The organism is Rahnella sp. CFA14(1/10) (genome assembly GCF_004195095.1).
In the GTDB taxonomy this organism is placed as follows: Bacteria; Pseudomonadota; Gammaproteobacteria; order Enterobacterales; family Enterobacteriaceae; genus Rahnella; species Rahnella perminowiae.
This window is the reverse complement of record NZ_SEWS01000013.1, coordinates 1-13,106: the sequence shown is the minus strand read 5'-3', so window position 1 is coordinate 13,106 and position 13,106 is coordinate 1. Positions and strand designations below refer to the sequence as shown.

At 51.4% G+C, this 13,106-nt stretch carries 12 protein-coding genes, 2 tRNA genes and 1 rRNA gene; 2 read left to right on the top strand and 13 right to left on the bottom strand.

Going from position 1 to position 13,106, the window contains the following annotated elements; translation table 11 throughout:
* Positions 1 to 24 precede the first annotated feature (24 nt).
* The 5 genes from EVX52_RS22105 to EVX52_RS22085 form a co-directional block, all read right to left on the bottom strand.
* Positions 25 to 954, bottom strand: a complete 930-nt coding sequence (locus tag EVX52_RS22105) for a branched-chain amino acid transaminase (protein WP_013577546.1) — start codon at positions 952 to 954, stop codon at positions 25 to 27.
* Positions 955 to 971: 17 nt separating this feature from the next.
* Positions 972 to 1,235 (bottom strand): acetolactate synthase 2 small subunit, encoded by a 264-nt coding sequence (gene ilvM / locus EVX52_RS22100; protein WP_013577547.1) that lies wholly within the window; start codon positions 1,233 to 1,235, stop codon positions 972 to 974.
* Positions 1,232 to 2,878, bottom strand: coding sequence for an acetolactate synthase 2 catalytic subunit (ilvG, locus tag EVX52_RS22095; protein ID WP_129992134.1), 1,647 nt, complete (start codon positions 2,876 to 2,878; stop codon positions 1,232 to 1,234). The genes ilvM and ilvG overlap by 4 nt, the downstream gene beginning before the upstream one ends.
* 147 nt (positions 2,879 to 3,025) lie before the next feature.
* Positions 3,026 to 3,127, bottom strand: coding sequence for an ilv operon leader peptide (ilvL, locus tag EVX52_RS22090; protein WP_015699153.1), 102 nt, complete (start codon positions 3,125 to 3,127; stop codon positions 3,026 to 3,028).
* Positions 3,128 to 3,259: 132 nt separating this feature from the next.
* Positions 3,260 to 4,498 (bottom strand): MFS transporter, encoded by a 1,239-nt coding sequence (locus tag EVX52_RS22085; RefSeq protein ID WP_129992133.1) that lies wholly within the window; start codon positions 4,496 to 4,498, stop codon positions 3,260 to 3,262.
* A 365-nt stretch (positions 4,499 to 4,863) separates the two neighbouring features.
* Between EVX52_RS22085 and EVX52_RS22080 the strand changes: the two genes are divergently transcribed.
* Positions 4,864 to 6,399, top strand: a complete 1,536-nt coding sequence (locus EVX52_RS22080; RefSeq protein ID WP_129992131.1) for a YifB family Mg chelatase-like AAA ATPase — start codon at positions 4,864 to 4,866, stop codon at positions 6,397 to 6,399.
* A gap of 24 nt (positions 6,400 to 6,423) precedes the next feature.
* Here EVX52_RS22080 and EVX52_RS22075 read toward each other — a convergent pair whose 3' ends face one another.
* Entirely contained in the window at positions 6,424 to 6,762 is a 339-nt protein-coding gene (locus tag EVX52_RS22075) for a DUF413 domain-containing protein (protein WP_013577551.1), read from the bottom strand.
* 118 nt (positions 6,763 to 6,880) lie between these two features.
* On the opposite strand from EVX52_RS22075, the gene hdfR reads away from it, so the two are divergent.
* Positions 6,881 to 7,705, top strand: coding sequence for an HTH-type transcriptional regulator HdfR (gene hdfR, locus EVX52_RS22070; RefSeq protein ID WP_129992129.1), 825 nt, complete (start codon positions 6,881 to 6,883; stop codon positions 7,703 to 7,705).
* Positions 7,706 to 7,717: 12 nt separating this feature from the next.
* Here hdfR and yjfF read toward each other — a convergent pair whose 3' ends face one another.
* From yjfF to rrf, 7 genes are all read right to left on the bottom strand, one after another.
* Positions 7,718 to 8,704 (bottom strand): galactofuranose ABC transporter, permease protein YjfF, encoded by a 987-nt coding sequence (gene yjfF, locus EVX52_RS22065; RefSeq protein WP_129955233.1) that lies wholly within the window; start codon positions 8,702 to 8,704, stop codon positions 7,718 to 7,720.
* The gene (ytfT, locus tag EVX52_RS22060) at positions 8,704 to 9,723 is read right to left on the bottom strand and encodes a galactofuranose ABC transporter, ATP-binding protein YtfT (RefSeq protein WP_129955234.1); all 1,020 of its coding nucleotides are present in this window, start codon (positions 9,721 to 9,723) and stop codon (positions 8,704 to 8,706) included. Before ytfT ends, yjfF begins: the two co-directional genes overlap by 1 nt.
* Positions 9,724 to 9,733: 10 nt before the next feature.
* Positions 9,734 to 11,215 (bottom strand): galactofuranose ABC transporter, ATP-binding protein YtfR, encoded by a 1,482-nt coding sequence (gene ytfR / locus EVX52_RS22055; protein WP_205952706.1) that lies wholly within the window; start codon positions 11,213 to 11,215, stop codon positions 9,734 to 9,736.
* Positions 11,216 to 11,325: 110 nt separating this feature from the next.
* Positions 11,326 to 12,282: a galactofuranose ABC transporter, galactofuranose-binding protein YtfQ gene (ytfQ, locus tag EVX52_RS22050; protein WP_129955236.1), complete on the bottom strand. Its 957-nt coding sequence runs from the start codon at positions 12,280 to 12,282 to the stop codon at positions 11,326 to 11,328.
* A gap of 401 nt (positions 12,283 to 12,683) precedes the next feature.
* A tRNA-Trp gene (locus EVX52_RS22045) sits at positions 12,684 to 12,759 on the bottom strand.
* 53 nt (positions 12,760 to 12,812) lie between these two features.
* Positions 12,813 to 12,889: transfer RNA gene (locus EVX52_RS22040), tRNA-Asp, on the bottom strand.
* A gap of 98 nt (positions 12,890 to 12,987) precedes the next feature.
* A 5S ribosomal RNA gene (rrf, locus tag EVX52_RS22035) occupies positions 12,988 to 13,103 on the bottom strand.
* Between the last annotated feature and the right edge of the window lie 3 nt (positions 13,104 to 13,106).

The window sequence follows — 13,106 nt, the reverse complement described above, 5'->3', positions numbered from 1 at the left end:
CCTGCGCAATTCTTATTCTTTTGATTATTGAGGGTTAATTGGATCCAGCCAACCCCATTTGTCTTCGGTTTTGCCGGTGAACAGGCCGAAGAATGCATCCTGAATTTGTTTGGTGACCGGACCCCGTTTGCCGATACCGACCTGGATGCCGTCAACACTGCGCACCGGCGTGATTTCTGCGGCGGTGCCGGACATGAAGACTTCGTCTGCCAGATACAGCGATTCACGGGACAGAACTTGCTCACGCACTTCCAGTCCCAGATCTTTCGCCAGTTTAATAATAGCGTCACGGGTGATACCCGGCAGCGCGGAAGAGGTAAACGGAGGCGTGAATAAAATGCCTTCTTTCACTTCAAACAGGTTTTCGCCAGCACCTTCAGATACATAGCCATGGATGTCCAGCGCAATACCTTCCTGATAACCGTGACGACGTGCTTCGCTGCCGACCAGCAGGGAAGACAGGTAGTTACCCCCCGCTTTCGCGGCCGTTGGAATGGTGTTTGCTGCAACGCGGTTCCATGAAGACACCATCGCATCGATGCCCTGTTCCAGCGCTTCTTCACCCAGATACGCGCCCCACGGGAAGGCTGCGATGATTACATCAGTTTTGTAGCCGTCCGGCGGGTTAACGCCCATTCCCACATCGCCAACAAACACCAGCGGACGGATATAGGCACTGACCAGATTGTTTTTGCGCAGAGTTTCACGGCAAGCTTCCATCAGCTCATCCACGCTCTGGGAAACAGGCATACGATAAATTTTTGCGGAATCGCGCAGACGCTGCATGTGTTCACGGTGACGGAATACGACCGGGCCTTTATGGGAGTCGTAGCAACGCACGCCTTCGAAAACGGAAGTGCCGTAATGCAGTGCATGTGACATGACATGGACTTTAGCTTCAGCCCACGGCACCATTTCACCATTGAACCAAATGTAATCAGCTTTCTTCGTCATTCTTCTCGTTCCTTTACTCACGCATTCGCGCGTATTTGTTGTGATGTATGTTGCTGGATCTCGACACACGCGACATCCATAAGTTTGCGTAACTGTGAAGACAGTAAATCTACCGGACGCTGACTGGCAACGGTCAATTCGATATTTATATTTTCCGCATTGACCATCGGCGTCATGTTCATTGCGCACACCTGAAAACCACGGTGACGGACCACGCGTAATACGCGCTCTAACATTTCGGGACGGAAACGGGCCTGAATTGAGACGTTATGTTGCATCATGATATTTTCTCCAGCATGGTTTCGTTGCCTGCGCCCGGTGGAACCAGCGGCCAGACATTCTCATTTTCATCGATAGAAACCTGGAGCAAATACGGACCTTCACTGTTGAAGAAAGCGTCCAGAGCGGCATCGACTTGATCTTTACGGTGGATACGTTGGCCGGGGATATTGAATGCGCTGGCCAGCGTGACAAAATCGGGGTTATCGGAGAGGTTGGTTTCACTGAAGCGTCCGTCGAAGAACAATTCCTGCCACTGTCGAACCATCCCTAACCGCTGGTTATCCAGCAACAGGATTTTAACGGGCAACTGTTTTCGCTTGATGGTGCCCAGTTCCTGAACGTTCATCATGAATGAACCGTCGCCAGATACGCAGATCACCATATCGTCCGGGCGGGCAACTTGTGCACCGACTGCGGCAGGTACGCCGAAACCCATCGTGCCCAGACCACTGGAGGTGATGAAGTTTTCCGGACGGGTGAACTGCATATGTTGCGCGGTCCACATCTGATGCTGGCCAACGTCGGTGGTCACGACGGTATTGGCTGATTTACGGTCAGAGATTTGTTTCAGTAACAACGGCGCATAAATCGCTTCACCCGGGTGGTCATAGCGCCATTCGCCCTGCGCTTTCAGCGTCATCACTTCATCACGCCATGCGTTGATGTTCAGAGGTTGTTGCAGCGCCGGTAACAGCAAGTTCAGATCACCCTGCAGCGCCACATGCGCCTGACGCAGTTTGTTCAGCTCAGCCGGGTCGATATCCATGTGGATAACCGCGGCATCTGGCGCAAAGGTATTCAGCTTGCCGGTCACACGGTCGTCGAAACGCGCACCAACGGCAATCAGCAAATCGCAGGACTGAACGGCCAGATTCGCCGCTTTGGTACCGTGCATTCCCAGCATACCCAGATAATACGGGTCGCTGGCATCCGGTGCCCCCAGACCTTTCAACGTTGCTACCGCAGGAATACCTGTCGCAGAAATGAATTCGCGCAATGCCGGGACGGCCTGTGCGATACCGACACCGCCACCGACGTAAACCATCGGTTTTTGCGCGGTGGTGATCATGGCATAGGCTTGTTGTAATTCAGTGGCAGAGTGCGGGAACGTTTCTTCAACGGCGACCAGATGCGGCGGTAATTCACCGACGGCCAGCTGGATATCTTTCGGGATGTCGATCAGAACCGGGCCCGGACGACCGGAGCTGGCGATGGCAAAGGCTTCAGCCATGATTTCCGGCAGCGCTTCCAGAGATTCAACCAGAAAGCTGTGTTTGGTACAGGCCAGGGACAAACCTAACACATCGATTTCCTGAAAGGCATCGGTGCCAATGAAGGCGGAACCAACCTGTCCGGTGATGGCCACCAGCGGAACGGAATCTAAAAGTGCGTCGGCCAGGCCGGTGATCAGGTTGGTCGCGCCAGGACCGGAAGTGGCGATACAGACGCCGACTTTTCCGGTAGAACGGGCATAGCCGATGGCAGCCATTGCGGCACCCTGCTCATGCCGGCACAACAGGTGTTCTACGCCGCCGTCATACAATGCATCGTATACCGGCATGATTGCCCCGCCAGGATAACCAAATACAGTATTTACACCCTGCGCACGCAACGCTTGTACTACCCATTGTGCTCCGTTCATCTTTATTCTCCTGCCTTTTTGCGACAAGTGCAGAATATTATGCTGTTGCTCATTTTCCGACCCCGCCTCTCTGTTCTCTGAAATTCCTGACCCAAAAAAAAACCCCGGACCTTTCGGTGCGGGGTTTCTTTTCAGGTTCAGGCTTGTTTAATAAGCCTTTCTTCGTCCAAGTGCAGCCCCGCACGGTGGGATAATAATCACCACCACGCTAATCACGACTAGGCTAACTACGAGGAGAAGGGCTTTCATTTTTAGTTTTCTAAAATTCATATTGCGAACGATTGCCTACAGAGTTACCACAGTAAGATGATTAATGACAACACTTTTCTTGCGTTATTATTTGCAGCCCGTTGCAGAATTCGTGAAAAATCGTCTGAAAAATCAGACCTTAGCGCGATGATCAGTACTTTGATTATTTATTGTTCCGGCAATCGCTTTTCCGCGCGTATCACGGCCAAATGCTACCAGAACAGAAATCAGGATAGCGACGGTGCCGGCCACCATCGCCATCGCCAGTCCGTAATTATGCCCGTGGCTTTCTGCAATGTAGGCCTGAAGTGTCGCATTGACTGAAGCGATCAGATTACCGAGTTGGTAAACAAAACCCGGCAGAACAGCCCGCGTATTGGCTGGCACCAGTTCGGTCAGATAAGTCGGCACGACACCCCATGCGCCCTGCACCATAAACTGCATCAGGAACGCGCCCAACCCCAGCATCCATGAACCGCCGGAGAAAGCCCATAAAGGAATGACCGGCAATGAAAGTAACGCAGCAATAATAATCGCTTTTTTACGGCCAATTTTCTCCGACAGCGAACCGAAGAATACCCCACCGATAATTGACGCGATATTGTAGCTAATGGCGATTAAACTGACGGTATGTGCATCAAAACCATGCTGAACTTTGAGGAATGTCGGATAGAGATCTTGTGTACCGTGGCTGAAGAAATTAAAACCCGCCATCAGTACAACCAGATACACACACAGCTTCCAGTTTTTCTTCAGCACCGGCATCAGAGCCGTGCTCTCATTACGCTCCCGTGCCGCCATCCAGACCGGTGATTCCTGCACTTTAAACCAGATAAATGGCAGAAGAAAAATCGGAACAGCTCCGATGACAAACATCCCGCGCCAGCCGACGGTTTCGGACAGCAGACCATACACCACCGCCGCCAGCAGATAACCAAACGGATAACCCGCCTGGAAAATCCCCGACATCACACCACGGGAACGGTCAGGTATGGTTTCCATCGCCAGAGAAGAAGCTACTCCCCAGACACCGCCCATCGCAATGCCATAAATTACGCGAAGGATGAGAAAAACCATCAGTGAAGGTGCCGCCGCAGTACACAGCTCGAAAAAAGAAAACAGTGCGATATTCACCATCAGCACCGGTTTGCGTCCATACTTTTCCGCTGCTCGTCCGAACAGCAACGCCCCAATCGGCCGCACGGCCAACGTCAGCAGAATGGCCAGTGTCACCTGTTTGATATCCACCTGAAAGGCCGAAGCAATATCACTGAGCAGGAAGACTAAAATAAAGAAATCGAAAGCGTCGAGAGTCCAGCTCAGAAAGCTGGCGATGGCAACATTACGCTGCCGGGAAGTCCAACCAAACATGGGTGAGTCCCTATTCCGGAATAACTGTAGGCGGTGCACTCACCAGGAAATTGCGGAAAACCCCTGGTCAGGCAGAGAGATGTTAATTGGTGTCTGCATTTGTTTATTTATTGTTAAATACAGCAAGATTAAACACCTCTGCCGGTATCATCGGCAACTTAATTAGGCCGCTAATTTGTTTCGAGAGCCCTCAAACTGTTAAGGAGTATTACTGTCATTGCGGGACTGCTCGCATTCCTCCAGGTTAAGCTGCTGACTTGCAGATTATTTTTCCATGACATTACGCATTGCAGAAATTCTCTCCCCGAAAGCGTTCCTGACTCAGGCATGCTGCTGTCAGGAGATCTCATAGCAAAGGAAAAAGCATGTCATTAGCCGTGGTGTATACCCGCGCATCGCTGGGGGTTCAGGCACCGGGTGTCTCGGTTGAAGTTCATATCAGCAATGGATTACCCGCCCTGACATTGGTAGGTTTGCCCGAAACCACTGTCAAGGAGGCCAGAGATCGGGTTCGCAGCGCCATCATCAACTGCGGGTTCACTTTTCCCGCAAAACGCATCACCGTCAATCTTGCGCCTGCTGATTTACCCAAAGAAGGGGGCCGGTATGATTTGTCCATCGCGCTGGCGATTCTGGTGGCCTCAGAGCAACTTCAGGGCAATAAGCTTGAAGAGTACGAATTTCTGGGTGAGCTCGGTCTTTCTGGTGCGTTGCGCAGCGTGAATGGTGCGATTCCGGCGGCACTGGAGGCAAAAAAAGAAGGCCGGGTGTTGATCCTGCCGCAAAGTAATCAAACGGAAATGACGCTGCTGGAGCCCGGTGTGGCGCTGGTTGCCGGGCATTTATTGCAGGTCTGCGCGTTTATACAGGGAGAAAGTAGCCTGCCACCGATTGAATTCCCGGCACAACCGACCCGGCTTGCGCATCAGCCTGATATTGCCGATATTATCGGGCAGGAGCAATCAAAGCGCGCGCTCGAAGTAGCGGCAGCGGGAGGGCATAATCTATTACTGATTGGACCGCCCGGTACCGGAAAAACCATGCTGGCCAGCCGGTTGCCCGGATTATTGCCGCCCATGAGTAACGAGGAAAAGCTGGAAACCGCCGCCATTGCCAGCCTGGTGTATAACCCGGAAGAAAACGATGAATTCTCCCGTATTCGCCCTTTCCGTGCTCCGCATCACAGCACTTCAATGAGCGCACTGGTGGGCGGCGGCTCGTTACCCAGACCAGGAGAAATATCGCTGGCACATAACGGCGTATTGTTTCTCGACGAACTGCCTGAGTTTCAGCGGCAGGTTCTCGATGCTTTGCGCCAACCCATGGAATCAGGCGAAATCACTATTTCCCGCGCGAGGGCGAAAGTGCGCTATCCGGCAAGGACACAGCTGATTGCAGCGATGAATCCCAGCCCGACAGGACATTATCAGGGCATTCATAACCGTACGCCGCCACAGCAGGTTTTACGCTATCTGAGCCGGCTTTCCGGTCCGTTTCTCGACAGATTCGATCTGTCGATTGAAGTCCCGCTCCTGCCGCCCGGCATTTTGAGCCAGCAGAACTCGACGCCCGCGCTCAGGGAAAGTAGTGTGCACGTGCGGGAACGGGTGTTGATCGCCAGAGAAATTCAGTTAAAACGCGCAGGAAAAATCAACGCGCACCTGAGCAGCAGCGAAGTGGAGACGTACTGCGGGTTAACCAAAGCAGATGCTGAATTTCTGGAAGAGGTGCTGCATAAACTGGGATTGTCTGTCAGGGCCTGGCACCGCATTCTGAAAGTGGCAAGAACACTGGCGGATCTGGGGGGCATAGAATCGATTGAAAGGCGACATCTTGCGGAGGCGTTAAGCTATCGCAGCATGGATAGGCTATTGTTAAACCTGCATAAGAGTCTGGCATAAAAAACGGGGCATCGCCCCGTTTCATTAGTCATCACTTTCCGTGTAGTCTTCTACAGCGTCGGCCTGCGGTTTACCGCCAGACAACGTGTGGAATTTCTTCGGACGACGCGTGCGGACAATGTATTTGTTCCACACTTTTTCTGCATCCGTGACAGGTTCGCGTGTACCGCGGCAAACCTCCAGGAACAGTTTTTCTTCGTCGGTAACGGGCTCTCGTTTTCCCAGATCCAGCTCGTTAAACGCGAAGCCGTAACGTTCTAGCATTTGCGCTTCTTTAATGGTGAAATCGCCATGCCGGGAGAACCCGCGAGGGTAATGTTTATTATCAAAAAAACGACTTGTCGTGGTGAAGCTTTCCGCCATCTGACACGCTCCTAATTCTCTCATGGTCGTGCTGTTATGGCGCGGAGTATTAGTTAGGCTTGACATTGTGTAAAACAAAACATTTAAATCTTAACGACAAAAAATATTGGAGATAGTTTTGGACACGGAATTACTGAAAACCTTTTTGGAGGTCAGTAGAACTCGCCACTTTGGTCGGGCGGCGGAATCCCTTTACCTGACGCAATCTGCTGTCAGCTTTCGTATCCGACAACTGGAAACTCAACTGGGCGCCAATTTATTCACACGGCATCGCAATAACATCCGCTTAACGCCCGCAGGAGAACGACTGCTGCCTTATGCAGAGAACCTGATGTCAACTTGGCAGATGGCGAAAAAAGAGGTTGTACGCTCGTTACAGCACACAGAATTGTCGATTGGTGCCACGGCGTCACTCTGGGAAGCTTATCTGACACCGTGGATGCAGTCTCTGTACACTCAGCGGGGTACGCTGAGACTGGAGGCGCGCATTGCCCTTCGTCAGTCGCTGGTGAAGCAATTGCATGAAAGACAATTGGATTTGCTGATTACCACCGAGCCACCAAAGATGGACGAGCTCTCAAGTCAGTTGCTGGGTAATTTCTCGTTACGACTTTTCTCATCAAAGAAAACGGTCAGAGGCGAACAGTCGCCCTATGTGAAGCTGGAATGGGGCGCTGATTTTCCTCAGCAGGAAAAATTACAAAATAGCGATCAGGAACCGATACTGACCACAACCTCTGCGCATCTGACGCGTCAGTTGCTGGAAAATACCGGAGGCTGTGCGTTTCTGCCTGTGCACTGGGCTAAAGAATATCCACAACTGGCCGCACATGAAGATGTTCCGCCGGTGATCCGCCCGCTTTACGCCGTCTGGCTGCAAACCAGCGATCAGCAGGTTTTGATCCGTCAGTTACTCAAAACGCCGCTGATCACTAATTTCTGACACCGTCCTGTTTCAGGACGGTTCTGGCCGCGGATGCCGCGCTCTTCTGGCTGTCCAGAAGCTGCCCATCCCTTTTTGCAATCCGATGAAAACAAACAATAAAACGCCCATCACGATTTTGGTCCACCATGAACTCAGCGTACCATCGAAGGTGATATAGGTTTGGATCAGCCCCTGAATGAGCACACCAAACAAGCTGCCTAAAACAGTGCCTACGCCACCACTCAGTAATGTCCCGCCGATCACGACAGAAGCAATAGCATCCAGTTCAACACCACTCGCTGCGAGAGCATAGCCCGCAGAAGTGTAAAGGGAGAAAATAATGCCGGATAACACCGCCAGCGTGCTGGATAGCATATAGATATAAATCGTGGTCCGCCGCACAGGCACCCCCATCAGCGCAGCCGATACATTGCTGCCACCGACGGCATAGACGTTGTTACCGAATCGCGTACGATGCGCCAGAATAATGCCGCCAAGCACCACCAATAGCATGACCAGAGCCAGCAAGGTAAAACGACCACCACCGGGCATTTTCCAGGCATAATTGGCGAGGAAGTCATAAACCGGATGATTAATCGGCAACGATTCTTCCGAAACAATAAAACTCATACCGCGCACAAAAAACATGCCCGCCAGCGTGATGATGAAAGCCGGCAGTTTCAGCGTATCAATGATCCAACCCATCAGCGCACCAAAGATAGCTCCCATCAACAGGACGATGACAAAAGCATAACCCGGTGCGATGCCATAAGTGCCGATAAGTTTCGCCAGCAAAACGCCGGTGAAAGCGATAACAGAACCTACTGACAGGTCGATACCACCTGACAAGATGACAAAGGTCATCCCCACGGCCACGATGCCAAGAAATGCGTTATCCGTGAGCAAATCAAAAAACACCCGTGTGGAGGCAAAACCAGGAAATTGCGTAAAGCAATAGGCGTATCCGGCCAGAAAAACCGCAATAGTAATCAGCAGGGGCAGATTTCTTTTGAGCATTATCCCTTCCTCCGGAACAGATTACTGAGCGAAACGCGGGGCGATTGCACCACCAGTACCGCAAGCACCACCAGCGCTTTCAGCACCAGGTTGAATTCCGGTTTGAAGCCGGAGAGCAAAATGCCGGTATTCATTCCCTGAATGATTAGTGCACCGACAACTGAAAGAAGCAGGTTAAAACGTCCACCCAGCAACGAGCCACCACCGATGACGACGGCAAGTATGGCATCAAGTTCCAGCCATAATCCGGCATTATTGGCATCTGCACCGCGAATATCGGCGGTGACGATAACACCCGCAACAGCCGCGCAAATCCCACAAATAACGTAAGTGGAGATCAGCACTAAACGAGCATTTACGCCGGCGTTATAAGCAGAACGGATATTGATACCCACGGATTCGATAAACAGGCCAAGTGCCGTTTTCCGTGTCAGCACCCAGACCAGAACCAGCATGACGACGGCAATAATCACCGGCATTGGCAGGTAGAATAAAGACCCGCTGCCGAACTGCGACAGGCCATTGTGCTCGAACGTGACGATCTGTCCTTGCGTAATCAGCTGCGCGATACCGCGCCCTGCAACCATCAGCATCAGCGTGGCAACAATCGGCTGAATTTGCAGGACAGCGACCAGAAAGCCATTCCACAAACCGCATATTGCGCCCACCCCGACCGAGGCCAGCAAGACTATCATTAGCGGATATCCTTGCACCGTCATGGTCGCGGCTGTCGCGCCGGCAATCGCCATGACTGCACCGACGGAAAGGTCGATGCCGCCGGTCGCGATAACCAGTGTCATTCCGAGTGCCAGCAAAGCGACAGGCGCACCACGGTTGAAAATATCAACCAGGCTGCCAAACAAACGGCCATCCTGAATATGAATTGAGAAAAAGCCCGGGGCGACCAGACTGTCGATCACTAATATTGCGAAGAAAGCGCCGATTTGCGTGGCGCCTTTAGGAAATACCCATCTTACTTTGCGCGGTTTTCCCGTCATTGGCAGGCTCCTGTTGTTCATCACTGTCTCCTCATTGCGCCGCAATGGCTTTCATAATGGCTGGCACGGAGATATCAGCCTGATCAATTTCGGCAACATGACGACGGTCGCGTAAGACGACAATACGATCGGCATAGCCCGCCAGTTCTTCCAGTTCAGATGAAACAACCAGTAACGCCAGGCCTTCGTCGCAAAGTTTTTCAATCAGACGAATAATTTCTGCATGCGCACCGACATCAATGCCGCGGGTAGGTTCATCAAGAATGAGGAAACGGGGATGAGTCGCAAGCCAGCGGGACAGCAACACTTTTTGCTGATTACCGCCGGAAAGATACTGAATTTCCTGTTCAGTGCCGGGCGTACGAATGCCCAGTAATTTGATAAATTTCTCGGCTATCTGATGCTGTTCCTTCATGGGCAAAGGACGCAACCAGCCACGCTGAGCCTGTAAGGCAAGAATGATATTTTCTCGCACCGTGGCCGCGCCGATAATGCCATCAGTTTTGCGATCTTCCGGGCAGTAACCAAAACCCAGTTTCGCCGCCTTTCTGGGTGTGCTGATGGTTTCTTCTTTACCATTGACGTGCGCCTTGCCACTGTCATGCCCTTTAATGCCGAAAATCAGCTGAGCGGTTTCTGTCCGTCCGGATCCCAGTAAACCCGCCAGCCCGACGATTTCACCCCGACGCACTTTTAAATCAAAATTTTCGACCACCCCGCGACGACCATAGTCTTTGAAATCGACTAACGGTTGCCCGGTCACATTTCTATGCTCAGTCCGTTTGAGCAGGTTTTCATCAAAACTGTGTCCCAGCATCATCGGCACGAGATCAATACGCGGTAAATCCACCGTTCGTTCAGACCCGACGTGCTTACCATTTCGCAAAACGGTGATCCGGTCACTGATGCGGTAAACCTGATCGAGGAAATGGGTCACGAAAATCATTCCCACCCCTTTATCACGCAATTGCATCAAAATATCGAGCAGCATACTGACTTCTTTGGCATCGAGACTGGCGGTGGGTTCATCAAGAATTAAAACCTGCGCGGACAGATCAACAGCGCGGGCGATTGCCACGATTTGCTGAATCGCGATGGAGTAGGTTGAAAGTGGCTGGCTGACATCCAGATGCAGGCCATAACCTTCCAAAAGTGCTTCGGCTTGTTGTTCCATCTTGCGCTGATTGACCAGCCCGAAACGGGTTGGCTCGCGCCCGATGAACAGATTGGCAGCGACAGAGATATTCGGCAGAAGATTGACTTCCTGATATACCGTACCAATTCCCAGCGACTGAGCATCGGCAGTATCAATTGGCTCGATCGGTTTTCCGTTAAGGAAGACCTGCCCCGCAGAACGTTTATAGACACCGGTAAGGGCTTTAATCATTGTTGATTTGCCAGCACCGTTCTCACCCAAAAGTGCGACGATCTCACCGCTTTCGAGGGTAAAGTCGACATTTTCCAGCGCTTTTACACCGGGAAATTCGACCGATAAGCCGCGCACTTCGAGCAGCGTTTTTGAAACTGGATTATCCGTCACGTCACTACTCCTGCTGCATTCGCGATAAGCGAAAAGGGAATAATTATTACCGGTTTGTCAGTAAGACAAACCGGTAAACCGGCTTAATAACCCATGTCTTTTTTCATGTCGTATTCTTTCTGAGCCATATCAGGAAGGATCAACGCGGACTGAGTCTGAATGAATTTCTTAGGCTGGGTACCATCCTTTTTCATTGCGATCAGCGCATCAAATGCCGGGCCAGCCATGTTCGGTGTCAGTTCAACAGATGCGTTTGCTTCGCCCGCTAACATCGCTTTGTAGATGTCCGGTACACCATCAATTGATACGATTTTGATTTGTGAACCCGGTTTCAAACCAGCTTCTTTGATAGCCTGGATAGCACCGATCGCCATGTCGTCGTTATGAGCGTAAACGGCACAAATGTTCTTACCGTTTTGTTCGGCCTTGATGAAGCTTTCCATTACTTCTTTGCCTTTACTGCGGGTGAAGTCTCCGGACTGCGAACGGATAATTTTGATGTTTGGCGCAGATTTCAACGCATCTGCAAATCCTTTTTTACGATTTAACGCCACACTGGCACCGACCGTTCCCTGCAATTCGACAACATTACATGGTTTGCCAGCAGCATCCTTAACCAGCCAGTCACCCGCAACTTTACCCTCATACACGCTGTCTGAAGCCACTGCAGCGGTGTACAGAGACGGATCACTGACTTCGATCGTACGGTCTAACAGGAATACAGGGATCTTAGCTTCTTTAGCTTCGGTCAAAACCGGGGCCCAGCCCGTAGCCACAACGGGAGCGATAAAAATGGCATCAACACCTTGTGCGATGAATGAGCGTATTGCTTTGATTTGGTTCTCTTGTTTTTGCTGGGCATCAGCGATTTTCAGTGTTATGCCGCGTTTTTCTGCTTCTGATTTAGAGACTTTTGTTTCCGCAGAACGCCACCCAGACTCAGAACCGATCTGCGAAAAACCCACAACCAGCGGAGCCGCCTGAACTGTGCCACTAAGGACTGTCGCTACTGCTGCTGCCACAAATAAGCGTTTATACATATTACTTTCCTCATGTGTAGTCTGAGCTACTTTTTGTTATGACTCGTAGGGTACGGCGAGGACGATTACCCGGCATGCATTCATCCGCTACGACAGTTCTGTCGGAAAAAGGATACAAGCAATGCTGTCAGGCGCTGATAGTCGTCATAAGACGATGATTAGGTTTAGTACATAGAGAAAATGGGAGCATGAGCGAAGTCACATACAGGGAGAACAATCAATTCGTGCATGTATTCAGCCAAAACATGACAAAAAACAACTAGCAAGAATGGAGGTTTTGAGCCCTGTCGGTGCAAAAAACGCTGAACAGGGGGATTAAGAAGCAAAGATTAAACAAGGAAGAAGGGCTTCAGAAAATTAAGACGAAAAAAAACCCCTCGCTTTCGCGAAGGGTTTAAATATGGCAGGGGCGGAGAGACTCGAACTCGCGACACCCGGTTTTGGAGACCGGTGCTCTACCAACTGAGCTACGCCCCTAAATTGTGCTTACTATTATGCCTGCTAATTTAGCAGGCATAATTTTTAATAATTGGCGGAACGGACGGGGCTCGAACCCGCGACCCCCTGCGTGACAGGCAGGTATTCTAACCAACTGAACTACCGCTCCACCGGTTCTTTCACACACATCAGCAACCGGCTGATGCCTGTTTGTTCCTGTTATTTTCCTTGTCAGGGGAAAAGGAACACGTTCTTTACTAATTTGATGCCTGGCAGTTCCCTACTCTCGCATGGGGAGACCCCACACTACCATCGGCGCTACGGCGTTTCACTTCTGAGTTCGGCATGGGGTCAGGTGGGACCACCGCGCTAGTGCCGCCAGGCAA

Excerpts from the sequence above, each read along its gene's own strand:
- EVX52_RS22105 (WP_013577546.1), bottom strand. The coding sequence starts at position 954 with ATGACGAAGAAAGCTGATTACATTTGGTTCAATGGTGAAATGGTGCCG.
- ilvM (WP_013577547.1), bottom strand. The coding sequence starts at position 1,235 with ATGATGCAACATAACGTCTCAATTCAGGCCCGTTTCCGTCCCGAAATG.
- ilvG (WP_129992134.1), bottom strand. The coding sequence starts at position 2,878 with ATGAACGGAGCACAATGGGTAGTACAAGCGTTGCGTGCGCAGGGTGTA.
- ilvL (WP_015699153.1), bottom strand. The coding sequence starts at position 3,127 with ATGAAAGCCCTTCTCCTCGTAGTTAGCCTAGTCGTGATTAGCGTGGTG.
- EVX52_RS22085 (WP_129992133.1), bottom strand. The coding sequence starts at position 4,498 with ATGTTTGGTTGGACTTCCCGGCAGCGTAATGTTGCCATCGCCAGCTTT.
- EVX52_RS22080 (WP_129992131.1), top strand. The coding sequence starts at position 4,864 with ATGTCATTAGCCGTGGTGTATACCCGCGCATCGCTGGGGGTTCAGGCA.
- EVX52_RS22075 (WP_013577551.1), bottom strand. The coding sequence starts at position 6,762 with ATGGCGGAAAGCTTCACCACGACAAGTCGTTTTTTTGATAATAAACAT.
- yjfF (WP_129955233.1), bottom strand. The coding sequence starts at position 8,704 with ATGCTCAAAAGAAATCTGCCCCTGCTGATTACTATTGCGGTTTTTCTG.
- ytfT (WP_129955234.1), bottom strand. The coding sequence starts at position 9,723 with ATGAACAACAGGAGCCTGCCAATGACGGGAAAACCGCGCAAAGTAAGA.
- ytfQ (WP_129955236.1), bottom strand. The coding sequence starts at position 12,282 with ATGTATAAACGCTTATTTGTGGCAGCAGCAGTAGCGACAGTCCTTAGT.